The organism is Bradyrhizobium sp. JR3.5 (assembly GCF_054057015.1).
Genome location: NZ_JBSRYV010000002.1, coordinates 2,339,787 through 2,361,811, shown reverse-complemented (window position 1 = coordinate 2,361,811; position 22,025 = coordinate 2,339,787). Strand labels below are relative to the sequence as shown.

At 64.7% G+C, this 22,025-nt stretch carries 18 protein-coding genes and 3 pseudogenes; 9 read left to right on the top strand and 12 right to left on the bottom strand.

Features of this window, described 5'->3' with window-relative positions; translation table 11 throughout:
- Positions 1-149: 149 nt before the first annotated feature.
- Positions 150-1,643, bottom strand: a complete 1,494-nt coding sequence (locus tag ACVWW1_RS28200; protein WP_456658171.1) for a M48 family metalloprotease — start codon at positions 1,641-1,643, stop codon at positions 150-152.
- Between the two features lie 53 nt (positions 1,644-1,696).
- A complete protein-coding gene (locus ACVWW1_RS28195) occupies positions 1,697-2,419 on the bottom strand; it encodes a thermonuclease family protein (RefSeq protein WP_456660693.1) in 723 nt (240 codons plus the stop codon).
- A 152-nt stretch (positions 2,420-2,571) separates the two neighbouring features.
- Between ACVWW1_RS28195 and ACVWW1_RS28190 the strand changes: the two are divergent.
- Positions 2,572-3,342: pseudogene (locus ACVWW1_RS28190) on the top strand (IS1380 family transposase); the annotation flags it as partial.
- A gap of 13 nt (positions 3,343-3,355) precedes the next feature.
- Here ACVWW1_RS28190 and ACVWW1_RS28185 read toward each other — a convergent pair.
- A protein-coding gene (locus ACVWW1_RS28185; protein ID WP_456655323.1) for an IS630 family transposase occupies positions 3,356-4,298 on the bottom strand; the annotation gives its coding sequence in 2 pieces (ribosomal slippage) (positions 3,356-3,961 and positions 3,963-4,298; 942 coding nt in all).
- An 85-nt stretch (positions 4,299-4,383) separates the two neighbouring features.
- On the opposite strand from ACVWW1_RS28185, the pseudogene ACVWW1_RS28180 reads away from it, so the two are divergent.
- The 6 genes and pseudogenes from ACVWW1_RS28180 to ACVWW1_RS28155 all read left to right on the top strand — a co-directional run.
- Positions 4,384-4,959 (top strand): annotated as a pseudogene (locus tag ACVWW1_RS28180) (transposase); the annotation flags it as partial.
- Between the two features lie 343 nt (positions 4,960-5,302).
- A complete protein-coding gene (locus ACVWW1_RS28175) occupies positions 5,303-6,508 on the top strand; it encodes an ABC transporter substrate-binding protein (protein ID WP_456658170.1) in 1,206 nt (401 codons plus the stop codon).
- A 133-nt stretch (positions 6,509-6,641) separates the two neighbouring features.
- Positions 6,642-7,436, top strand: coding sequence for an enoyl-CoA hydratase (locus ACVWW1_RS28170; RefSeq protein ID WP_207834593.1), 795 nt, complete (start codon positions 6,642-6,644; stop codon positions 7,434-7,436).
- A gap of 15 nt (positions 7,437-7,451) precedes the next feature.
- Positions 7,452-8,207, top strand: a complete 756-nt coding sequence (locus ACVWW1_RS28165) for a hypothetical protein (protein WP_456660692.1) — start codon at positions 7,452-7,454, stop codon at positions 8,205-8,207.
- Positions 8,208-8,476: 269 nt separating this feature from the next.
- The gene (locus ACVWW1_RS28160; protein ID WP_456658169.1) at positions 8,477-10,372 is read left to right on the top strand and encodes an acetate--CoA ligase family protein; all 1,896 of its coding nucleotides are present in this window, start codon (positions 8,477-8,479) and stop codon (positions 10,370-10,372) included.
- 10 nt (positions 10,373-10,382) lie between these two features.
- Positions 10,383-10,598, top strand: a complete 216-nt coding sequence (locus ACVWW1_RS28155) for an acetate--CoA ligase family protein (protein WP_456658168.1) — start codon at positions 10,383-10,385, stop codon at positions 10,596-10,598.
- Positions 10,599-10,759: 161 nt separating this feature from the next.
- On the opposite strand, the pseudogene ACVWW1_RS28150 reads toward ACVWW1_RS28155, so the two are convergent.
- The 7 genes and pseudogenes from ACVWW1_RS28150 to ACVWW1_RS28120 form a co-directional block, all read right to left on the bottom strand.
- Positions 10,760-11,561, bottom strand: a pseudogene (locus tag ACVWW1_RS28150) (enoyl-CoA hydratase/isomerase family protein).
- A 204-nt stretch (positions 11,562-11,765) separates the two neighbouring features.
- Positions 11,766-12,926 (bottom strand): acyl-CoA dehydrogenase family protein, encoded by a 1,161-nt coding sequence (locus ACVWW1_RS28145; protein WP_018269158.1) that lies wholly within the window; start codon positions 12,924-12,926, stop codon positions 11,766-11,768.
- Between the two features lie 18 nt (positions 12,927-12,944).
- Entirely contained in the window at positions 12,945-14,012 is a 1,068-nt protein-coding gene (locus ACVWW1_RS28140) for an acyl-CoA dehydrogenase family protein (RefSeq protein WP_456658167.1), read from the bottom strand.
- Positions 14,013-14,242: 230 nt separating this feature from the next.
- A complete protein-coding gene (locus ACVWW1_RS28135; RefSeq protein ID WP_456658166.1) occupies positions 14,243-15,094 on the bottom strand; it encodes an IclR family transcriptional regulator in 852 nt (283 codons plus the stop codon).
- A 2-nt stretch (positions 15,095-15,096) separates the two neighbouring features.
- Positions 15,097-16,230 (bottom strand): NADH:flavin oxidoreductase/NADH oxidase, encoded by a 1,134-nt coding sequence (locus ACVWW1_RS28130; RefSeq protein ID WP_456658165.1) that lies wholly within the window; start codon positions 16,228-16,230, stop codon positions 15,097-15,099.
- A 44-nt stretch (positions 16,231-16,274) separates the two neighbouring features.
- Positions 16,275-17,492 carry an ABC transporter substrate-binding protein gene (locus ACVWW1_RS28125; protein ID WP_456658164.1) on the bottom strand — a complete coding sequence of 406 codons (1,218 nt, stop codon included), beginning with the start codon at positions 17,490-17,492 and terminating at the stop codon, positions 16,275-16,277.
- Positions 17,493-17,507: 15 nt separating this feature from the next.
- On the bottom strand, positions 17,508-19,136 hold the full coding sequence (locus ACVWW1_RS28120; protein WP_456658163.1) for an AMP-binding protein: 1,629 nt from the start codon (positions 19,134-19,136) through the stop codon (positions 17,508-17,510).
- Between the two features lie 194 nt (positions 19,137-19,330).
- Here ACVWW1_RS28120 and ACVWW1_RS28115 point away from each other — a divergent pair, with 194 nt between their 5' ends.
- Together ACVWW1_RS28115 and ACVWW1_RS28110 are read left to right on the top strand one after the other, a co-directional pair.
- The gene (locus tag ACVWW1_RS28115; protein ID WP_456658162.1) at positions 19,331-20,092 is read left to right on the top strand and encodes an N-acyl homoserine lactonase family protein; all 762 of its coding nucleotides are present in this window, start codon (positions 19,331-19,333) and stop codon (positions 20,090-20,092) included.
- A 104-nt stretch (positions 20,093-20,196) separates the two neighbouring features.
- A complete protein-coding gene (locus tag ACVWW1_RS28110; protein WP_456658161.1) occupies positions 20,197-20,979 on the top strand; it encodes an SDR family NAD(P)-dependent oxidoreductase in 783 nt (260 codons plus the stop codon).
- 94 nt (positions 20,980-21,073) lie between these two features.
- On the opposite strand, the gene ACVWW1_RS28105 is transcribed toward ACVWW1_RS28110, so the two are convergent.
- Both ACVWW1_RS28105 and ACVWW1_RS28100 read right to left on the bottom strand, forming a co-directional pair.
- Complete coding sequence (locus tag ACVWW1_RS28105; RefSeq protein WP_176528583.1) at positions 21,074-21,352, bottom strand: GlsB/YeaQ/YmgE family stress response membrane protein; 279 nt, start codon at positions 21,350-21,352, stop codon at positions 21,074-21,076.
- A gap of 36 nt (positions 21,353-21,388) precedes the next feature.
- Positions 21,389-21,997, bottom strand: coding sequence for a YidB family protein (locus ACVWW1_RS28100; RefSeq protein ID WP_176528584.1), 609 nt, complete (start codon positions 21,995-21,997; stop codon positions 21,389-21,391).
- Positions 21,998-22,025 lie beyond the last annotated feature (28 nt).

Here is a 22,025-nt window from a genome sequence, read left to right as displayed (position 1 = left end):
CGTCCCTGCGGAAGCAGGGACCCATCACCACAGGAAGATGTTGTCAGGGCGCGCTGCGGCCCCAGCTTTTTCCATCAATCGGTAGCGGTGGCTATGGGTCCGGGTCCCCGGCGTTCGCCGGGACGACGGTGGTGAGGGTGCGTGCAGCCTCAATCCACTACGATCTTGACGCGGTCGCGCGGCTTCACCTGGGCGTGGGCGTCGAGGCCGTTGAGCACGCGGAAGCGCTCCGCCGGATGATCGACGCCGGCCATGCGATGCGACAGCGATTCCACGGTGTCGCCGGGCTGCACGTTGATGACCTTGATGCGCAGCGGGCGCGCGGACTGGATCTCGTCGAGGGTCAGGCGGCGGAACGAGTTGACGGTCTCGCGCGCGTTGCGCTCGCTCTCGGTGGATTTCTGCTTGGCGGCGAAGATGAAGCGGTAGACGTCGCTACCGAAGCGCAGCGCGTAGACCTTGAACTGCCACTGGTCGCCATGCGCGGTGGCCGATGCCGCCGGAAAGCCGTTGATGTTGAGGTCCTCGGTCGAGGACTTCTCGACGCCTTCCATCCAGCCGGAATTCAGGTAGTCGCCGAGCGACTGCTCGGCCGGCACCCGCACCACGTCGAAGCGCATCGCCTGGCTGCCGCCCTCGCGCACGCCGATCACCGCCTGCGCGGTGTTGTCGAGCGTGAAATTGTCGGGCGCGGTGAAGGTGAAGCCGAGTTTGGGATGCAGGAAGCGGCGGCCGCGCACAAAACCTTCGCTGGGATCCTCGCCATAGACGATGTTGTCGATCGCGGCGAGATAGGTCTCGCGGTCGCGCTCGTTGCTCTCGGGCGATGAGTATTGCCGCGCGGTGGTCTGCGCATTGGAGATGCGCTCCGGCGTTGCCGGATGCGACGAGGTGAAGTCCTGAGCGCGCGGATCGAGCGCGGTCTTGCCGATCTTGAGCGCGGCATTGCGCTCCATCGCGGTCAGGAAGCGTGCCGCGCCGTAGGGATCGAAATGCGCGCGCGCGGCGATCCCGACGCCGATGCCGTCGGCCTCGAACTCCTGCTGTCGCGAGAAGCTCGCCATCGTCAGCTTGGTCTTGGCGAGCGCCAGCGCCGTGAGATCTGGGTCGGTGCTCATGTCGGTGACGACGCGCGTCACCACCGCCGCCTGGCGCGCCTGGTCCTCGCGCATCGCGGCATGCTTGGCCAGCACATGCGCCATCTCGTGGCTCAGCACCGAGGAGAGCTCGGAGGTGTCGCTGGCGAGCGCGATCAGGCCGCGCGTGACATAGAGCTGGCCGGTCGGCAGCGCGAAGGCGTTCACCGCGCCGGAATTGAGGATCGTGACCTTGTAGGCCTGGTCGGGCCGTTCGGACGCGGCGACCAGCCGGTCGACGGTCTTGCCGATCAGCGCCTCGAGCTTCGGGTCGTCATAGGCGCCGCCATAGGACGACAGGATGCGCTCATGCTCGCGCTCGCTGTTGGGCGTCTGCTGCACCACGCGGTTCGGCTTCACCGGCGCCGCCGCCGCGGTCGGCGCGACCTGCTCGAAGCGGCCGACATTGCCGCAGGCCGACAGCGTCAGGGCCGCGCAGACGAGCGCCAGCGCAGCCGAAAGCCGGCGGCCAGTTCCATCTTCACGCCGTCCAGCGCGCTCAATCACGTCAAAAACCCACAAACTGTCCCGTAATCGGCCAGGCCGTGGCCTGTGGGCCCCTAGTTCCCGCCGAGTACTTCAATCTGCCCCACCCGGAGCAATTCGATTCGCGGCCCACGTCGTGCTTCCACCCAGCCTCGTACTCGAATCCTACGATTTTCCAGAGACTTGGGCGCAAGCCCGGCCGCCTCAAACGCAGGGACTATGCGCCTTGAAATAGTCAGAGCAAAGTCCCGTGTCCAGTTTCGGCCGAAATTCAGGTAGGTCGTCGCCCCCGCCTGACGCACGGACAAAACCCTGCCCTCGACGACGGTAAAGCGCCCGATCCCGGCCAAAATATCGTCCGGACTTTCGGCGTTTTTTATGACCGTGGACTCGGCCCAGGTTCCCGATCGGGCGGCCCGCGCCTCGGCCTCCGCCACCATCAGCGTGCTGACACAGTCCCTGTCGGCGATCTCGGACGACACCAGCGCGAGGCCCTGGCGCAGCAGCTCGCTTTGTACAGGCATCTCTTGGCCATCGAGGAATGCGTAAGCCGGCTGCCGGCCGTAGCGGTCCGGCGTGTCGTCCTGTCCGCGCAGCGTCACCTCGCGTCCGACCAGCAGCGCCGACAGTACTGTGGTGGCCTTCGCCCGGTCCGGCACCTCGATGCCGGCGAGCTTGACCTCGCGGCCGTCGTCCAGCCGCAGGCTGCGTGCATCGACCACAGCGGCGACGCGACCACCTTCGCCCTGAATCTCGAAATTGCATCCAGCCGCGTGACTTGCGCCGCAAGCAAGCAGTGTCGTGCACGCGAGGAGGGTGCTGCGAGCTAGCCCGTCTTATTCATCAGCGGCTTGTTGAGAGGCTGGCGAGCGTGGCGTAAGCCGCTGAGATGGCGTAGGATTCGGTTGCTGACACCCACCCTCCGCGCATCCGGGCCGCCACACTCGCCATGACCGACGATACGAGTCTGCCGTTCTCATTTCCAGCCGTTTCCCGCAAGAAGATCACAGCCTCGTTCGACGGCGGCAAGCTGACGTCGGATGGCGGCGTCATGCTTCTGGCCATGGCGGACCGGCGCCTCGGCTTGGCCGCGAAGTTGTCCTGCGTATTCCCCGAGCGGCGCGATCCGGGACGCATCGTGCACAGCCTTGCGGATATGATCCGCGCCCGCATCTTCGCCATCGCGTGTGGCTACGAGGATGGCAATGATCTCGATCGTTTACGCGGCGATCCGGCGTTCAAGCTGGCTTGCGGCCGACTGCCGGACACTGGCCGGGATCTGTGTTCGCAGCCGACCCTATCGCGCCTGGAGAATGCACCACACCTGCGCGAGGTGATCCGGCTGAGCTCTGTGCTGGTTGACCTATGGATGGACAGCTACGCGCGAGCGCCGAGCGCAATCACGCTCGACATCGACGACACGGTCGACGTGGTGCATGGCCGTCAGCAACTCTCGCTGTTCAACGCCCATTATGATGAACACTGCTTCCTGCCGATCCACGTCTACGACACCGAGCACAGCCGGCCTGTTGCGGTCATCCTGCGCCCCGGCAAGACGCCGAGCGGCCGCGAGGTGCGGGCACACCTGCGCCGCCTGGTTCGGCGCATTCGCCGGCGCTGGCCCGATACGCGTATCACCTTCCGCGGCGACAGCCATTACGCCGGCCCCGAGGCGATGACTTTTTGCGAGCAAAACGGCGTCGATTACATCTTCGCGCTAGAGCATGATGTGTTTATACGGAAACGTACCCTGAATTTTTGAGATAGTTGGCGCACTCCTCCTTGGAGAAGACGTCGAGGAGTTCGCCGACCTTGCGCCAAGTCGCTTCGACATCACGCGGCTGCGCGGCTCGCATCAGGTGTTTGAGCTTGGCGAAGACCTGCTCGATCGGATTGAGGTCGGGGCTATAGGGCGGCAGGAAGAGCAGATGGGCTCCTGTGGCGCGGATGGCGTTGCGCGCCGCCTTGCCCTTGTGACTGCCGAGATTGTCGAGAATGACGAGTTCACCCTTTGCGAGGGTCGGCGCCAGCACCTGCTCGACATAGAGGGTGAAGAGCTCGCCATTGATGGGGCCGTCGATGACCCATGGCGCGCTGATCCGGTCGTGGCGCAGCGCCGCGATGAAGGTCATGGTCTTCCAATGGCCGAAAGGCGCAGACGCCTGGAGACGTTGCCCACTCGGTCCCCAGCCTCGCAGCGGCGCCATGTTGGTTTTGATCCAGGTCTCGTCGATAAAGACCAGGCGCGAGGCGTCGATCCTGCCCTGATGGGTCTTCCAGCGCGTCCGTTTACGGGCGATATCGGGACGATCTTGTTCGGCCGGCAGGATCGTTTTTTTTGAAGCTCAGCCCTTCGGCATGGACGAACGTCCACACTGCCCGCACGTCGGTCTTGATCCCGCGCGCAGCCAGTTCCTGCGTCAGCTTCCGCAAAGTGAATGGGCCGGAGCGAATGCGTTTGCGCAGCCAGTCGGCATTGGTGCCGGACAGAACCGGCTTCTTGTGACCGCCGATCTTGCCGGGAGAAACGCCTCCGGTCTCCCGCCGCAGATTCTTCCACTTTGTCACACAGGAAGGACTGATCTGAAGCGCTTCTGCAATCGAACGCACGGTCTCGCCCGCGTCAGCCCGCGCCAGAGCGAGTTCACGAAGATCTTCCGAATAGGGTCGCGTCATCCATGCTGGCCCCCGTTCCAGCATGGAGTTTGAATCAGAAATTGTCCCTTCTGGGAATCCCGATTCCGGCAAAAAACAACATGCTCTAGCCGGCACGAAGCCGCTCGCCAGAAAGGTCGACGAGGTCTGTGATGCATTTCGAACCGAACGTGCGATCGAGAACAAGATCGTGGTTCGCGGCTACACCGAGACCCGCCACGCGGCCGGCTCCTGGCATCGTGAGCGCCGCGTCGTCGCCCGCATCGAGGCAACCCAACAAGGGCTCGACGTCCGCTACGTCGTCACCAGCCTGGATATCGGCTCGGCTGAGTGGATCTATGACAGCCTCTATTGCGCTCGCGGACAGGCCGAGAACCTGATCAAGCTGCACAAGACCCAGCTCGCCTCCGATCGCACCAGTTGCCGCTCGGCGCTCGCCAACCAGGTCCGCCTCGTCTTCCACACCGCCGCCTATTGGCTCATCCTCGCCGTGCGCGATGCCATCCCAAAGCCGCGCGATCTGGCAACGGCCGAGTTCAACACGATCAGGCTCAGGCTTCTCAAGATCGCAGCCCGCGTCATCGAGACCGCCACCCGCGTCCGTCTTGCCTTCGCTGCGGCGTGCCCCGACGCCGACCTGTTCCGCGGCTTGGCAAACGCTCTGGTCCCGCAAGCACCCTGACGCGCGGGGCATGAGCCCCCGGTCACCCCGCTGCCGTCCTCCAACGCGTTCACGAAGTCGGGTCGAAAAGCGGCGAAAAAGCCGAAGCGTTCGCGCGCGCCTTCACCCCGACCGGAAATGTTCCAGCTGCCCCGCCCGGCAATCATGAATAAGACGGGCTAGCGTCGACAGAATCTTCATCGATTGAATCTGCATGGCTCGATCTTCGCACATCTTGACCATTCCGTTCAGCGGAAAACACGTGTCAGCTCCGCGGCTTGCCGCTGTGCATGGCATGCGGCATGATCCGGCCCTCGAAACGGACCTGATGGAATGAGGTCCGCATCTCAAGGGGAGGGTTTGAATGAGACGGGTTTTGGCCGGCGTGTTGGCCTGTGTGTTTGCGATCTCGGCGAATGCGTCGCTGGCGCAGGACAAGCCTCCGCTGAAGCTCGGCGGCATCCTCGATATGTCGAGCCTCTATGCCGACATCACCGGTTCGGGCAGCGAGACCGCCGCCAAGATGGCGGTGGAGGATTTTGGCGGCACGGTGCTCGGCCGCAAGGTCGAGATCGTGGTCGGCGACCATCTCAACAAGGCCGACCTTGCCGCCAATATCGCCCGCGACATGATCGATAACCAGGGCGTCGAGATGATTTTCGACGTCGCGGCGTCCGCGACGGCGCTCGCCGCCGGCGAGATCGCCAAGGCCCGCGGCAAGATCATCATGTTCAACGGCCCGGGCTCGATCCGCCTCTCCAACGAGGCCTGCGGCCCCTACACCGTGCACTACGTGTTCGACACCTTCGCGCAGGCCAATGTGACGGGCCTTGCCGCGGTGAAATCCGGGCTCGACACCTGGTTCTTCCTGACCGCGGACTATGCGTTCGGCCAGGACCTCGAAAAGGACACCAGCAATGTCGTGGTGAAGTCGGGCGGCAAGGTGCTCGGCAGCGTGCGGCACCCGATCAATACCTCGGACTTCTCTTCCTTCCTGCTGCAGGCGCAGGCCTCCAAGGCCAAGGTGATCGGGCTTGCCAATGCCGGCGGCGACACCATCAACGCGATCAAGCAGGGCGCCGAGTTCGGCATCACCAAGGGCGGCCAGAAGATCTCGCCGCTGCTGGCCTTCGTGACCGATATCGACAGCGTCGGGCTTGAGACCGCGCAGGGGCTGCTGCTCGCGGAAGCGTTTTATTGGGACCTCAATGACGACACCCGCGCCTTCACCAAGCGCTTCATGGAGCGCACCAAGCGGGTGCCGACCTCGGCCCAGGCCGGCGTCTATTCCTCTGTGATGCATTACCTGAAAGCGGTGAAGGCCGCCGGCACCACCGATGCGGCCGCTGTCATGAAGGTGATGAAGGAGACCCCGATCAACGACATGTTTGCCAAGAACGGCCGGATTCGCGAGGACGGCCGCATGGTGCACGACATGTATTTGTTCGAGGTCAAGAAGCCTTCGGAGTCGAAAGGCCGCTGGGACGACTACAAGCTGCTCGCGACCGTGCCCGGCGACCAGGCGTTCCAGCCGTTGTCGGAGTCGCGCTGCCCGATGGTGAAGAAGTGACAATGTTCGGCCGTCATTGCGAGGAGCAATAGCGACGAAGCAATCCATCTCTCCCAGGATTGAGGCATGGATTGCTTCGCTTCGCTCGCAATGACGGTGGGGAAACAACCAAAACAACGAAAGGCCAAACGCCATGAGCGATAATCAGATGGTTCTCCAATCCCTCGACAAGGGCCTGCTCACCATCACCATGAACCGGCCGGATCGGCGCAATGCGCTCAATCCCGACATGACGCGCGGCCTCGTTGAGGCGGCGCGGCGTGCGCAGGACGATACTGAGGTGCGTGCCGTGCTGATCCGCGGCGCCGGAGGCACTTTCTGCGTCGGCGGCGACGTCAAGTCGATGGCGGAAGGCCGCGCGCCGCTGCCGTTCGAGGCCAAGATGGCCAACCTACGCCGCGGCATGGAGGTCTCGCGTATCCTGCATCAGATGCCGAAGCCGGTGGTGGCGCAGCTCGACGGCGCGGCGGCCGGCGCAGGCCTCTCGATCGCGCTGTCCTGCGATCTGCGCGTCGCCAGCGCCTCCTGCAAGATCACCACCGCGTTTGCCAAAGTCGGCTTCTCCGGCGACTACGGCGGCACCTATTTCCTGACCAAGATGCTCGGCAGCGCCAAGGCGCGCGAGCTCTATCTGATGTCGCCGGTGCTGTCGGCACAGGAAGCCTATAACCTCGGCATGGTCTCCAAGGTGGTGCCTGATGCCGATATCGAGGCCGAGACGCTGGAGTTGGCGCGCTCGCTGGCGCAGGGACCGTCGGTGGCGCTCGGCTACATCAAGCGCAACATCAACAATGCCGAAACCATGACACTCGAAGCCTGCTTCGACGGTGAGGCGATCCACCACACCCGTGCCGGCGAGACCACCGACCACAAGGAAGCGGCCAAGGCGTTCGTCGAGAAGCGCAAGCCTACCTTCCAGGGGCAGTAAGCCGTGACCAATTCCATGGCCGAATACATGCGGCTGCGGCAGATCTGCCTGGTGGCGCCGCAGCTTGCGCCCGTGATCGCGGACATTTCCGCGATCATGGGCCTCGATGTCTGCTACCGCGACGGCAACGTCGCCAAATACGGCCTCGAGAACGCGCTGCTGCCGGTCGATACCATCCTGCTCGAGGTGGTCGCGCCGTTCCAGCCGGGTCCGGGCACCGCGGCCGGCCGCTTCATGGAAAAGACCGGCGGTCGCGGCGGCTACATGGCGATCTTCTGCTGCGAAGATCCCGACGCGCGCGGCGCCAAGGCCAATGCGATCGGCGTGCGCGCCGCCAACGTGATCACGCACGCGCCCTATCACGGCGTGCAGCTGCACCCGCGCGACTGCCGCGCCGCCTTCATCGAGTTCAATCACACGGACGGCAGCGACGACATTCTCGGGCCATACCCGCCGGCCGGCCCGGACTGGCAGAAGTCGATCCGCAAGGACACGACCCTGGCGCTCACCGAGGTCGAGATGCAGAGCCCCGAGCCCGAGGGGTTGGCGGCGCATTGGAGCAGGATCGTCGGCGTTCCCGCCGACGGCACCGTGGTGAAGCTGCCGAACACTAGCTTCCGCTTCGTCAAGGGCGATAGCGAGATCATGAGCGGCTTGACCTTCAAGGTCGTCGACAAGGCCAAGGTGCTGGAGGTCGCGAAAGCCAGGGGCTGCGCGGTTGATGGCGATGAGTTCCAGCTTTGCGGCGTGATGTTCAAGCTGACGGACTGATCTGTAGCCCGGATGCAGCGAAACGAAATCCGGGGCCACTCCGTCCGCGGTTGGACCGCCCCCGGATTGCGCTGCGCTCCATCCGGGCTACGCAGCGCCAACCCCGTCATCCTGAGGTGCGAGCGAAGCGAGCCTCGAAGGATGCACGGCCACCGACCGGGCCGTTCATCCTTCGAGACGCGCGACGCGCTCCTCAGGATGACGGGAAAGATTGAGCGAGTGGCCGCTATCCAATATCGTGGCTGACAACAAGAACAATGGAACGCCCCATGCCGCATCCGCTCGAAACCTTCTTCGCCCCAAAGAGCATCGCGCTGATCGGCGCCTCGCGCGATCACGAGAAGATTCCCGGGCGGCTGCTCGCGATGCTGCGCAAGAACGGCTATCCGGGCGGGCTCTATCCGATCAATCCGAACTATGACGAGATCGACGGCTTGAAGTGCTTCAAGTCGATCGCCGACATCGGCGCGCCGATCGACCTCGCCGTCATCGTCATTCCGGCGCGCGCGGTGCTGCCGGCGCTGGAGCAGTGCGCGGCAGTCGGCGTCAAGAACGCGGTCATCATCTCGTCCGGCTTTGCCGAGGAGGGCGGCGACAGCGCAGCGATGCAGGACGCGATCGCGGCGCTGGCGAAGCGAACGGGCATGCGGATCAGTGGCCCGAACGCGGAAGGATTCTACAGCCAGGTGCAGAAGGTCGCCGCGACCTTCAGCCCGACCGTCGACGTCAAGCCGGATGCGCCCGTTCTGGCTGCGAGCCAGCGGCGGATCGGCATCGTCGCGCAGAGCGGCGGCATCGGCTTTGCGATCTATCATCGCGCCAAGGCGCTTGGTGTCGCGCTCAGCTATGTCGTGAGCGCCGGCAATGAGAGCGATCTCGGCGCCGGCGAATTCCTCGATTACATGGTGCAGGATCCCTCGACCGACGTGATCCTGCTGTTCATCGAAGGCATCCGCGACGTCGACAAGTTCCTGCTTGCAGCGAAGCGCGCGGCAGAGCTCAGGAAGCCTGTCATCGTAACTAAAGTGGGCCGTTCCGGCGCCGGCGAACGCGCGGCGGCCTCACACACCGCGAGCATGGCGGGCTGGTCCGCGGCCTATGACGCGGTGTTCGCAAAGTACGGCTTCATCGTCTCCAACGACCTCGACGAGGCTAGGCCTGTGACCATTGCTGCCGTGTTCGCCACCAATCCGCTGCCGAAGGGCGATCGCGTCGCGGTGCTGACGGTGTCCGGCGGCGCCGGCATCTGGGGCGCCGATACCGTGTCGATGCAGGGCCTGCGCGTGCCGGAGCTTTCGGCCGCGATCCAGAGCCAGATCAAGCAATGGATGCCGTCCTATGGCGCGGCGGGCAACCCGGTCGACGTCACCGCGCAGGGCGTCTCCTCCGGCGGCCTGCAGAAGAGCATCGAGCTGTTCGACGCCTCCGACGAGGTCGATGCGACCTTGGTCGTGCTGTCGCTGTCGAGCGAGACGCGGATGCCGTTCAAGGAGGCCGAGCTGAAGCCGGTGATCTCAAGGCAGAACAAGCCGGTGGTGTTCTATTCCTACACGCTGCCGTCGCACTTCGCGCGGCAGGAGCTGGCGAAGTCGGGCGTGGTGGTGCTCTCGGGGCTGACCCATGTCGGCGTCGCGATGCGGCGGCTGGCGGACTATGCAGCGTTCAGGCCCGCACCGGAGGTCGCGGCATCTGACTCGCAGATGCGCGATCTCTCTGCGCATCTCACAGCGAAGACACTCTCCGAACATGACAGCAAGTCGCTGCTGCGCGCCGCCGGCGTCGCGTTGCCGGACGAGGTGCTGGTGATCGATCGCGACGGGCTCGACGCGGCGATCGAGCGGGCCGGATTTCCACTTGTCATGAAGATCCAGTCGCCTGACATCGCGCACAAGAGCGAGGTCGGCGGCGTCCGCATCAACATCGCCGCCAAGGGCGCGGCGTTCATCGCCTATCGCGACATGCTGGAGACGGTGCAGAAGGCGCGGCCGGATGCTGCGATCCAGGGCGTGCTGGTCGGGCCGATGGCGAAGAAGGGCGTTGAGATCATCGTCGGCACCATACTAGATGCCACGTTCGGGCCGCTGGTGATGGTGGGGCTCGGCGGCATCACGACCGAGCTGTTCAAGGATGTGATCTATCGTCCGGCGCCGGTGAGCCCAGGCTGAGGCGACCACGATGCTGGAGACGCTGAAGGCCGCGCCGCTGCTGCACGGCTTCCGTGGTGCGCCGAAAGCGGATGTCGCCGCGCTCGCGCGGTTGATCTCGCAGATTTCAGTGCTGGCGGCGCAGCACCGAAACGAGATCGCCGAGATCGAGGTCAATCCCGTGCTCGTGCATCCGGAGGGGCAGGGCGTCACGATCGTCGATGCGCTGGTGGTGCCGAGGGGATAGCGAGCCATCTCCCCAACGTCGTCCCGGGCTTGACCCGGGACCCATACGCCGCGGCCCGCGGAAAGGGCACAAGGGGAGACGGCTCGTCACGTCACTCGCACCGGTGGTTATGGGTCCCTGCCTTCGCCGGGACGACCCGTGGAGAGAGCGGCGCGCGGCCCTCACCGCCCCTTGAAGTTGGCGACGCGGCGCTCGGCGGTGGCCTTGACGCCTTCCTTGAAGTCCTCGGTGGCGCGCAGCTTGGTCTGTTCGGCCAGCTCATGGTTGGTTTGCGGCGAGCACGCGGTCGGCGAGGCCGGCGCGCATCGTGGCGCGGGTCGAGACCAGTCCGAGCGGCGAGCATTCGGCGATCTCCTGCGCGAGCTTCATCGCCTCGGCCCGCACCTGGTCCTGCGGCACCAGCACGTTGGCGAGGCCCCAGCGATAGGCTTCCTCGCCGGTGACGCGGCGGCTGGTGTAGAACATCAGCTCCGCATTGTTCTTGCCGATCAGTTCGGGAAGCGTGGTGGTCAGGCCGAAACCCGGATGGAAACCGAGTTTTGTAAAGTTCGCCGCGAAGCGCGCCTCGGGGCAGGCGACACGGAAGTCGGCGGAGACCGCAAGGCCAAGGCCGCCGCCGATCGCGGCGCCGTGGATCGCCGCGACGATCGGCTTCTTGTTGCGGAAGATGCGCACCGCCTGAACATAGAGATGGTTGATCGGCAGGTTGGAAGCCGGATCGCTCTTGGACCGCTCCTCCTGCTCCTGGCGGGCCGGGTCGCCGAAATTGGCGCCGGCGCAGAACGCCTTGCCCTGGGCTGCGAGCACCGAGGCGCGGATCTCGATGTTGTTGTCGAACTCCTCCAGCGCGTCGGCGATCTGGTTGATCAGCGCGACGTCGAAGAAGTTCAGCGGCGGCTTGCGAATTTCGATCAGGCCGACATGGCCATGGGTTTCGACGCCGATATCAGTATACTTGGTCATCTGTTGTCTCCAGTAAGGGCTTCAATCTCTCGGCGCGAAAGCGAGTCACCTCTCCCAAGGAGAGAGGTCGATTTGCGCCAGCAAATCGGGTGAGGGGCTGTGCTCTATCGAGGGACCGTGATCCCTCACCCGGCGCCGTGCGCCGACCTCTCCCGATGGGAGAGGTGCAAGAGCTTGCGGTGAGATCATCGGTCCCATTGACGGTCAGCGCAAACCAAGCCCGCGGGCGATGATGCCGCGCAGCACTTCGGTGGTGCCGCCCTGAATCGTCAGCTTGGGCGCGGTCTTGATGGCGAAATCGAGCTGCTTTTCCAGCGTCTCGCGATTGGTCGCGGTCTCTTCGACGAACGCCGCTAGATCGCGGACGCGATGCGGCAGCTGCTGCTCCCACACCGTGCCGATGTCCTTGACGATGGAGGCCTCCACCACCGGCTCCTTGCCGGCCTGCAGCATGCCCGCGACCGACACCGACATGCGGCGCATCGTGTGAACCTGCGCCACCAGGCGGCCGATACCCTCGGCGCTGCGGGTGTCCGGGTTCTTGCCGACCGCACGCACGAGCTCGGTGAGCACGTAATAGGTCTCTAGGAAGCGCTCGGGGCCGGAGCGTTCATAGGCGAGCTCGGATGTTGCCTGCTTCCAGGCGCCGTCGACCTCGCCCAGCACGTGATCGTCGGGCACGAAGTAATCGGTGAACACCACCTCGTTGAACTCGAACTGGCCGGTGATCTGGCCGATCGGATTCACCTGGATGCCCGGCTGCTTCATCTTGACCAGGAACTGGGTCAGGCCGTGGCGGCGGTTTTCCTTGGTCGGCGGCGAGGTCCGGAAGATCGCGATCATGTAGTCGGCGATGTGCGCCGACGAGGTCCAGATCTTGGTGCCGTTGATCAGATAGCCGCCATCGGTCTTGGTGGCGCGGGTCTTTGCCGCGAACAGGTCGGAGCCGGAGTTCGGCTCGCTCATGCCGATCGCGAAGCAGACCTCGCCGCGGCAGATGCGCGGCAGGATGTCCATCTTGATGTGTTCGGGCGCGTATTTCAGAAGCACCGGCCCGCTCTGGCGGTCGGCAACGAAGAAGCGCCGGGTCGGCGCGTTCGCCACCCGCATCTCCTCGGTCACGACATAGCGTTCGAGGAACGAGCGCTCCTGGCCACCATATTTCTTCGGCCAGGTCATGCCGAGCCAGCCCTTGGCGCCGACGCGGCGGGAGAATTCCGGCGCGTCATTGTCCTCGCGGTTCGGCGCGTGGGGATCGAAGGTGCCGGCGGCGATTTCCTCGGCGAGGAAGGCGCGCACTTCCTTGCGGAGCTGCTCGCATTTTTCCGGCAGGCGGATCGGATCGAAACGAAGGGCTGCGGTCATGATGTCTCTGTCCTGATCTCAGCGCGAAGCCACCAGCGGCCACAATTTATCGGCGCCACGCTCGGCGACGAGCTTGCCGAGCTCCACCGCCCAGTAGCTCTCCGAGCCGAAATCGTCGCGCCATGCCAAGGCGCGCAGCGAGTAGCGGTGCAGGATGTGCTCGATGGTGAAGCCGATCGCGCCATGCGCCTGGTGGGCGATGCCGCTGCCTTTCTCGGCCGCTTCCGAGCAACGGATTTTTGCCGAGGCGGCTTCAAGGAACACCGCGTCATTGTCGAGCGATGCCGCGCTCGCGATGCTGTCAGCCGCGGAAGTCGCGGCAGCCAGCGCCGCGGCGGACTCGCCGGCGAGACGGGCGAGGTTGTGCTGCACCGCCTGGAACTTGGAGATCTTCTTCTCGAAGGCGACGCGCTCGTTGGAATAGCGCACGGAAATGTCGAGCATCGATTCCAGGGCGCCTGCGATCTGGAGCGACCGCACCACGCCGCCCATCAGCATCAGCGTGCCCTGGCCAAAGCCCTTCGGCGCCGGCCTGGTCGTGACCGGCTGCACCTTGTCGAGCGTGACGGTGTCGTTGTGGTCGCCGCCAAGCCCGATGCCGGATTCGATCCGGCACTTCGCGGCGTCGACCAGCGCGATCGAGATGCCGCCATTGCCATCAGCCAGCACGGCGAAATGTTTTGCGTCTTTCGCGAACGGCACGCCGCGGGCACGGCCGGAGAGCGAGCCGTCGCCGCCAACCGTGACGCGGTCCTTCGGGCTTGCCGGCAGCACGGTCATCTCGCCTTCCGGGGAGGTGATCTTGCCTTGCGTCAGCAGCCAGCCCGCCAGCATTGTTTCGGCCAGCGGAACAGCGATCGCGTGCCGTCCGGCGACGTTGAGGACGCTGAAACCTTCCGCGAGACTGGCGCCGGAACCGCCGAGATCATCGGGCACCCAGGAGAGCGGCAGGCCGGCTTCGGTCAGCGCCTGCCACAGCGGTGCCTTCCATGCGCCGTGCTTATCGTGATTGATGGTTTGGGCATCCGCGAGATCGGCGAAAATCTTTTCCGCGGTCTCGGCGACGATGTTCTCACTCTCCGCCACAGCGTTCCTCGTGTTGATTGGCTTGGGGCTCGCCGTTCGGCTGGCCCTGCTTGCGATGTTGTCTTGCGCTCAATGATGCGGAAAAGCCATAGCCGTGACAAGCGTTGCCCGCAGGGCCACTTGCGCGGATGGCATGAAGCCGGACCCGATGCATGAATTCCGCATAGTGAACTTTCGACCGCCTCGGTTTGTATGCCACGCGCGGCAGCAAATTGACCGGCGACATAAGTTCAGTCCGCCAGATGAAACTCGATCGCCTTCCGCATCAGGTCGACGAACTCGGTCTCCTGGGTGACCAGCGCGTCGTTCAGTCCGGCCACGCACAGCACCAGCGGCTCGTTCGATTCCGCTGATGGCGGCAGGTTCATGGCAACGGCGCCCGCGCCCGGCGTGACCAGGCCGAGCGAGAAGGCATGCCCCTTGGCGCGGACCTTCTTCAGCTCCAGCAGCAAGGCCTTGATGTCGATCTGCCGATCGGGTCGCGGCTCGTTGGCGTTGATCAGGCGCACCAGGCGGCGGACCTCCTTGTCCGGATAGGCCGACAGCAGCGCGTAACCCGATGCGGATCGCGCCAGCGGCCGCAGCGTTCCGGCCTTGACATAGAGCCGCATCGGCAGTCTGGCCTGAACGATATGGACATATTGCGCGCTGAGCCCGTTGCGCACCGCGAGCATGATGGTCTCCCCGGTTTTCTCGGAGAGTTCGTTCATCAAATTGATCAGGCGCCCCCGCGTGAACAGCGCCGGGCTCAGCCAGTGCCCCAGCATCGAGATCCGCGGCGTCGGGATATAGGTGCGGCGGCTGGTGTCGTAATGCAGATAGCCGAACGCGGTCATCGTCCGCATCAGCGCCGAGGTGCTGGACTGCGGGAATTTGAGCGCGGCTGCGACCTCGATGGCGGAAGCTGCGCGCTGGTGCTCCTCGAAGAATTCGAGCACGTCGAACACCCTCCGCGCCGACTTGACCGCATTGTCCATCTTCGGCAGGTCGCGCGAGGTATCGCCGGGGAAATCGGGGCCGTCGAAAGACCGCGGGCCGGCGGCCGCGCCGGCGTTCGCTGCATCTTTCTTCGCCACCGGCATCGCTATCGTCCCTGCTGTGCCACCCGCCGCTTCAGCCACCAGCCATATTGCTCGGGCCAGCTCGTCCACTCCGGATCGCATCCGAGCGCCAGCGCCGTCTGCGCGGGCCAGTTCGGATTCCACAGCAGTTCGCGGCCGAGTGCAATAAGCGTCGCCTTGCCGTCCCGCAAGATGGTTTCCGCGTAATCCGGTTCGCGGATCAGCCCGACGGCGACCGTCGGCATGCCGGCCTCCTTCTGGATGCGCTCGGCGAACGGCACCTGGAAGCCCGGGGTGCGCGACACCAGCGAGTTGCCGCGCGGCAGCTTCATGCCGCCCGATGAGCAGTCCACCATGTCGATCCCGATCGCCTTCAGCTCGGTGGCAAATGCGATGGAGTCCTCGATCGACCAGCCGATGTCGACGCCGTCGACCGACGAGATGCGGACGAAGGCTGGCAGGTGATCAGGCCATTCCTCGCGCATGATCGCAGCGATCCGCAGCGGCAGGCGCATGCGATTTTCGCGCGACCCGCCATACTCGTCGTTGCGGTTGTTGGCGAGCGGCGACAGGAACGAGTGCATCAGATAGCCGTGCGCGCAGTGCAGCTCGATGACGTCGTAACCGGCGGCCCTGGCGCGGCGAAACGCCTGGCGGTAGTCGTCGACCAGGGTATCGATCTGCTCCGACGTCATCATCTGCGGTGCCGGCCAGCCGTCGTCGAACGGAATGCCGCTCGAGGCCGCGATCTGCCACGGGCCTTCGCCACGCGCCTTGATATCGGCCTCGCCGAGCGGATTGCCGCCTTCCCACGGCCGCTGCGCCGAGCCCTTCCGGCCGCCATGTGCGATCTGGATCGCGGCCTTGGCGTTGAAGCTGTGGATCAGCGCGGCGAGGGCGGCATGATCCGCGATGTGCGTATCATCCCAGATGCCGAGGCATCCATGGGTGATGCGTCCCTGGACGTTCACCGAGCTCTGCTCGACGAACACGAGACCGGCGCCGCCGGCGGCGAGCTTGCCGATATGGGCGGTGTGCCAATCGGTGGCGCGTCCGTCCTGCGCCGAATAGGTCGCCATCGGCGAGACCATGATCCGGTTCTTCAGTTCGAGGTCGCGGAGTTGCAGCGGGGTAAAGAGCAGCGGCAGTTCGGTCATGCGATGTCCAGCCTTGCTTGTGATTTGCGGATTCGTGCGGGCAATCATTTCTTGAGCAGCGGGCATGCGCTCTCCTCGGGCGTCGCAAATGCCTCCTTGCCCGGGATCACCTGAACCAGTTTCTCGTAATCCCAGGCGCCCTGGGATTCCGCCGGCGATTTCACCTGCACGAGATACATGTCGTGGATCAGCTGGCCATCCGCGCGCAGGAATGCGTTGCGGGCAAAGAAGTCGTCGATCGGCATGTCCTTCATCTGCGCGATCACCTTGGGGCCGTCGTCGGTGCCGGACTTCTCGATTGCCTTGAGATAGTTCATGACCGCCGAGTAGAGACCGGCCTGCACCATGGTCGGCCGCTTGTTGGTCTTGGCCATGAAGCGCGCGGCGAAGTCGCGGGTCTTGTCGTCGAGATCCCAATAGAACGCGGTCGCGAGCTGCAGCCCCTGGGCCGCCTGCAAGCCGATCGCGTGAATGTCGCTGGTCTGCATCAGGAAGGCTGCCATCTTCTGCTTTTGCGCCATCCCGAATTCCTGCGCCTGCCGAATCGAATTGGCGAGATCACCGCCGGTGTTGGCGAAGGCGATCACGTCCGCCTTCGAGCTCTGGGCCTGCAGCAGATAGGACGAGAAATCCATGCTGTTGAGCGGATGCCGCACCTCGCCGGCGATGCTGCCGCCGACCTTCTCCACGGTCTTGGCTGCATCGTTGCGCAGGGCGTGCCCGAAAGCGTAGTCGACCGTGACGAAGTACCAGCTCTTTGCGCCTTCCTTGGCCAGCGCCCGAACCGTGCTGTTGGCGAGCGCATAGGTGTTGTAGGTCCACTGAACCGAATTGGCCGAGCAGCCCTTTCCGGTCAGATCGGAGGAGCCGGCCGACGACACCAGCATCGCCTTGTTCTTCTGCTTGGTGAGTTCGAGCACGGCGAAGGCGACGGCGGAATTGGCGAAATCGACGATGACGTCGACATTCTCCTGCTCATACCAGCGCCGCGCGATGCCGGCGCCGATGTCGGCCTTGTTCTGGTGGTCGGCATCGACCATCGTGATCGGCTTGCCCAACACCTTGCCGCCGAAATCCGCGATCGCCATCCGGACCGCTTCGACCGCTCCGGGACCGGCAGCGTCGGCATAGAGGCCGGCCTGATCGGTCAGCACGCCGATCTTCACCATGTCGTCGGAGATCTGCGCGCGGGATGGAGTGGCTGCGAAGGTGGCCATCAGCAATGCAGCGCTCGCGGCGAGCCATCCGTAACTCGATGTCATTGTCCCTGGTTTCCTCTAGTTCGATTGCCGTATGGCGTTGGTCTTTTCTTGCCGCAGGTCGATCATGTCAGGATGCGCCTGCGGGTCCCGGTCCGCGCCGAGCAGCGTGTGCTTCTGGATCTTGTTGGTCGAGGTCAGCGGCAGCTCGCCGACGAAGGCGATCCATGCCGGCAGCTTGAATGGCGCCAGGCGCTCGCGGCAGAAATGGAAGATCTCCTGCGCGAGCGCGCGCGAAGCGGCAGCGCCGTCGTTGACGACGATGAAGGCCGCAACCTCTTCGTCGCGGATCGGATCGCGCGCGGCAACGACTGCCGCCTGTTTGACCAGAGGCGACGTCGTGAGCACGGCCTCGATCTGCGCGGCTGAGATGTTTTCCCCGGCGCGCCGCACGAGGTGCTTCAACCGGTCGACGAACACGAAGGCACCGTCCTCGTGCTGCCAGGCGCTGTCGCCGGTGTGAAACCAGCCGCCGCGCCAGGCCTGCTCGGTGGCCTCGGGGTCTTTCAGATAGCCCGAGAAGAAGCCGCGCCGTGGCGTCGCTTCGGAATGACGCACGCAGAGTTCACCGACCGTGCCCGGCGGCACAGCGTTGTCGTCGGCATCGAGGATGGTCATTTCGAGGCCGGGCACGCTGTGGCCGATCGTGTTGGTCTCGAGATGGCGCGGCTCGACCGTGTTGAACGGACTGCGTCCGGTCTCCGTCATGCCCCAGCCCTCGACGAACGGGATGCCGAAGCGCTCGCGGGCTCGCGCGCGCTGCTCGGGATTGGCGCCGACGCCCATCGAGAAGCGGAGCGCATGGGCCTGCTCGTCCGGCGTCTCCGGCTGGGCGAGCAGGGCCGCGACGATCACGCCGAGATAGTGCAGCACGGTTGCGCGGCAGGAGACGATGTCGCGCCAGGCCAATTTCGCGTTGAAGCGCTCCGGCAGGATCAGGCAGCCGCCGGTCAGCATCATCGCGATCGGGGTCAGCGTCAGGCCGGCCATGTGGAACAGCGGCAGCGGGCTGTAGAGGCGCTCCGTTCCGGCATGATACGTCGCCTCGCCGCCGTGGCTGACGTACCAGCGGCCGGTCGAGACCACGTATTCGTTGGTCAGGATGCAGCCCTTCGGACGCGCCGTCGTGCCCGACGTGTAGAGCAGCGCCGCCTCGGTCTCGCTTCCGGGCTCGCAGGTGCGCGGTGGTGGCCGCCGAGCAAGTGGAATCTGCCTCACGCTCGCGCCGAGATCGTCGCCGGATACTTCAAGCACGGGCACCGCGCCGGCCAGTGCCTTCTGCAATTCCTTCTGGTCGTGCAGCGTGACGATCAGGTCGGGCTCGGCATGTGCGATCAAATACTCGATTTCCGCCGCGCGATAGGCCGGGTTGATCGGAACGATCGAGACGCCAAGGCTGTTGAGCGCCAGCCAATGCACGATGAAATCGGGCCGGTTCTCCAGCAACAGACAGGCACGGTGTCCATGGCCGAAGCCCGATGCGCGGTATTGTTCGCGCAATGCGCAGACCTGCCGCGCAATGTCGCCATAGGACAATTCGACGCCATCGGGAAAATAGCCGCGGTCGGGACGCGCGGGAATGCAGAGGAAGGGTTTGAACGCCGCCGCATCTGCAGTCGCAGCGAACACGCTGAACACGGTGTACATCGTGACAAAGCTTCCCTCTGGCGGCCGCAGGTCGATGTCAACGATGCCGGTCCATAGAGAGCTGCTTCGTTGAGCGCGCTGCCGCGATCGCGGCGTTGCGCGGAAGCTATAAGGCTGGGTAATGTGCTGTCAAATTGATTATGAGTTTTTAAAAAACTCATATGTAGTTTGAAGTCAAATCGGGAGGTAACGAGATGAAGATGCATATGCTGTCGGGCGGACGTCTGCGGATGTCCAAGCGCACGTATCTGCCTGACGCCGTGCGCGGCGAGATGATCGATCTGCCGGTCGCCTGCGTGCTGTTGCGGCATACGCAGGGCAATGTGCTGTTCGACACCGGATGCCATCCCGACGTCGCGACCGATCCAGAAGGGCGGCTCGGAACGCTCGCCAAATACATGCAGCCGATCATGCCGGCGGACGATCATGTGCTGACGAGCTTGAAGGCGGTTGGCCTTGGCCCCGACGATATCGACGTGGTGATCTGCTCTCACCTGCACACCGATCATTGCGGCTGCAACGCCTTCTTCGAGAGGGCGACGATATTCGTTCACGCCCTCGAGGTCGAGGCCGCGAATGCGGATAACGCGTTCGATCGCGGATACATCAAGGCGGATTGGGATCATCCGCTGAAAATGGAGATCTTCGACCGGCAGATGGATGTGTTCGGCGATGGCAAACTGACGCTGGTCCCGCTGCCGGGACATTCGAAGGGAACGACCGGCGCGCTGGTCAAGCTGGATCAGAGCGGCGAATATCTGCTCGCGTCCGACGCACTCAGCGTGCGCGCCAATCTCGATCAGCGGACCTCACCGAGGAACAGCCTCGACGTCGACCAGTTCCTGAACTCGCTCGACGAGATCGCCAGGCTCGAGGCATCCGGCGTCAAGATCATCTGCGGTCATGACGACGCGCAGTGGACCAGTCTGCAGAAGGGCCTGAACGCATATACGTGAGGACCTGCGCCTGAGGCTTTGGCGCGGTTTGCAGATGTCGTTCCGCGCGATATGGTGTGCCGCCGCCGGAGTTCATCTGGCTCACAACAACAAGGAAAATGCAGATGTCCAAGGATGGTTTGTGCGCGATCGTGACGGGATCGGCATCGGGCCTCGGCGCCGCCACCGCGCAAATCCTCGCCACCGAGGGCGCGCGCCTCATCATCAACTATTCCAACAGCAAGGCGGAAGCCGAGGCGACCGCGGAAGCCTGCCGCAAGCAAGGCGCCGAGGTGCTGGTGGTGCAGGGCGACGTGTCGCGCGATGAGGACTGCAAGAAGATCGCAGCCGCTGCGCAGGGCTGGGGCCGTCTCGACGTACTGGTCAACAATGCCGGCACCACCAAGCATGTGCCGCATCACGATCTCGACGGCCTGACGGCGGAGGACTTCCAGCGCATCTATGCCGTCAACACCATCGGCCCGTTCCAGATGGTCCGTGCTGCGCGCACTCTGCTCGAGGCCGGCGCAAAGGCTTCCGGCCATCCCTCGGCGGTGGTGAACGTTTCCTCGGTCGCGGGCATTTCCGGCGGCGGTTCGTCGGTCGCCTATGCCGCGAGCAAGGGCGCGCTCAACACCATGACGCAGTCGCTGGCGCGCGCCCTGGCGCCGTTGATTCGCGTCAACACCGTGTGCCCCGGCTATATCGATACGCCCTGGTTCACCAAGGGGCGCGGCGAGGCGGGCGCCAAGCAGGTGCGTGATGCCGTGGTCGCGCGCGTGCCGCTGAAGGTCGCATCAACGGCCGAAGATATCGCCAATCTCGTCTGCTTCCTGGCGAGCCCGGCGTCGAGCAACATGACCGGCGAATTCGTCCGCATGGACGCCGGCATGCATCTCATTCAGTGACGTCGCAATCCACGCCTTCAGGGTAGTTGCTGAAACGAAAATGCCCGGGCCTGGCCCGGGCATTTTGATTTTGACCCAATGTGCGGCTTCGCCGTCACCGGTTTCCGATATCCGGGATCACGCGCGCCGCGACCAGCCGGTTCCAGATGAACAGCACCACCAGCGCGCCGATCGTGGCGGTGATGAAGCCGGCGCCCTGTTCAGGACCGTAATGGCCGATGGCCTGGCCGATGAAGGTCGCGAGAAACGCGCCGGCGATACCGAGCACGGTGGTGAGAATAAAGCCGTTTGGATTATTCGGTCCCGGCGACAGGAGCCGCGCGATGATCCCCGCGACAAAGCCGACGATGATGACCCAGATGATGCCGCCCATGACTGTCGTCCTCCTCAGATGGAATCAACGCTGGCGCTAAAGCCGGCCGTTCAGCTCGTCGCCGCTCGGCAGCCGGCCGTCCGGCGTCAGATGATTGATCGCGTCGGGCAGATACTGGCTCAGGCCCTGCAGCAATTGGTCGCGCGACATGCCGCTCTGCGACGCCAGCGAGTCGATCTGGTCGGCGCCGAGCGCGTTGGCGAGATCGCCGGGCGCGATCTGCTTGTTGGGGCCGTTGCTGACCCAGGAATTGGCCGCGTCGCCATGGCCCTTCTGCTGCAATTGGCTGAGCAGATCGCCGAGGCCGCCGCTGAGCACGGTGCCGGCTGCGCCGCCGGCGAGCAGGCCGCCAAGGCCGCCCTTGAGCAGATCACCGAGCCCGCCACCACCGGCTCCGCCGGGCAGGCTCGCGGTGACGTTGCCGGGGAGTGATGGCGCTTGCGCCGGCGTCGGCTGAGGGGCGGTCGCGCCCGGCTGGCCGCCGGAGAAATGCTTGACCGCCTTCCAGGCGAGCAACGCCAGGATGGCCATGGTCATCGGCGACATTCCGCTGCCGCCGCTGCTGGAGCTGTCGGATGGTGTGCTCGGCGCGCTGGGACCGCGGGGCCCGTTCTGCATGCCGTTGAGTACGTCGAGTAAACCCATGATCGTCTCCTGCCGCAACCGTGCCCCG

Excerpts from the sequence above, each read along its gene's own strand:
- ACVWW1_RS28110 (WP_456658161.1), top strand. The coding sequence starts at position 20,197 with ATGTCCAAGGATGGTTTGTGCGCGATCGTGACGGGATCGGCATCGGGC.
- ACVWW1_RS28175 (WP_456658170.1), top strand. The coding sequence starts at position 5,303 with ATGAGACGGGTTTTGGCCGGCGTGTTGGCCTGTGTGTTTGCGATCTCG.
- ACVWW1_RS28135 (WP_456658166.1), bottom strand. The coding sequence starts at position 15,094 with ATGCCGGTGGCGAAGAAAGATGCAGCGAACGCCGGCGCGGCCGCCGGC.
- ACVWW1_RS28105 (WP_176528583.1), bottom strand. The coding sequence starts at position 21,352 with ATGGGCGGCATCATCTGGGTCATCATCGTCGGCTTTGTCGCGGGGATC.
- ACVWW1_RS28100 (WP_176528584.1), bottom strand. The coding sequence starts at position 21,997 with ATGGGTTTACTCGACGTACTCAACGGCATGCAGAACGGGCCCCGCGGT.
- ACVWW1_RS28165 (WP_456660692.1), top strand. The coding sequence starts at position 7,452 with ATGGCCGAATACATGCGGCTGCGGCAGATCTGCCTGGTGGCGCCGCAG.
- ACVWW1_RS28120 (WP_456658163.1), bottom strand. The coding sequence starts at position 19,136 with ATGTACACCGTGTTCAGCGTGTTCGCTGCGACTGCAGATGCGGCGGCG.
- ACVWW1_RS28155 (WP_456658168.1), top strand. The coding sequence starts at position 10,383 with ATGCTGGAGACGCTGAAGGCCGCGCCGCTGCTGCACGGCTTCCGTGGT.
- ACVWW1_RS28160 (WP_456658169.1), top strand. The coding sequence starts at position 8,477 with ATGCCGCATCCGCTCGAAACCTTCTTCGCCCCAAAGAGCATCGCGCTG.
- ACVWW1_RS28145 (WP_018269158.1), bottom strand. The coding sequence starts at position 12,926 with ATGACCGCAGCCCTTCGTTTCGATCCGATCCGCCTGCCGGAAAAATGC.
- ACVWW1_RS28115 (WP_456658162.1), top strand. The coding sequence starts at position 19,331 with ATGAAGATGCATATGCTGTCGGGCGGACGTCTGCGGATGTCCAAGCGC.
- ACVWW1_RS28130 (WP_456658165.1), bottom strand. The coding sequence starts at position 16,230 with ATGACCGAACTGCCGCTGCTCTTTACCCCGCTGCAACTCCGCGACCTC.
- ACVWW1_RS28125 (WP_456658164.1), bottom strand. The coding sequence starts at position 17,492 with ATGACATCGAGTTACGGATGGCTCGCCGCGAGCGCTGCATTGCTGATG.
- ACVWW1_RS28170 (WP_207834593.1), top strand. The coding sequence starts at position 6,642 with ATGAGCGATAATCAGATGGTTCTCCAATCCCTCGACAAGGGCCTGCTC.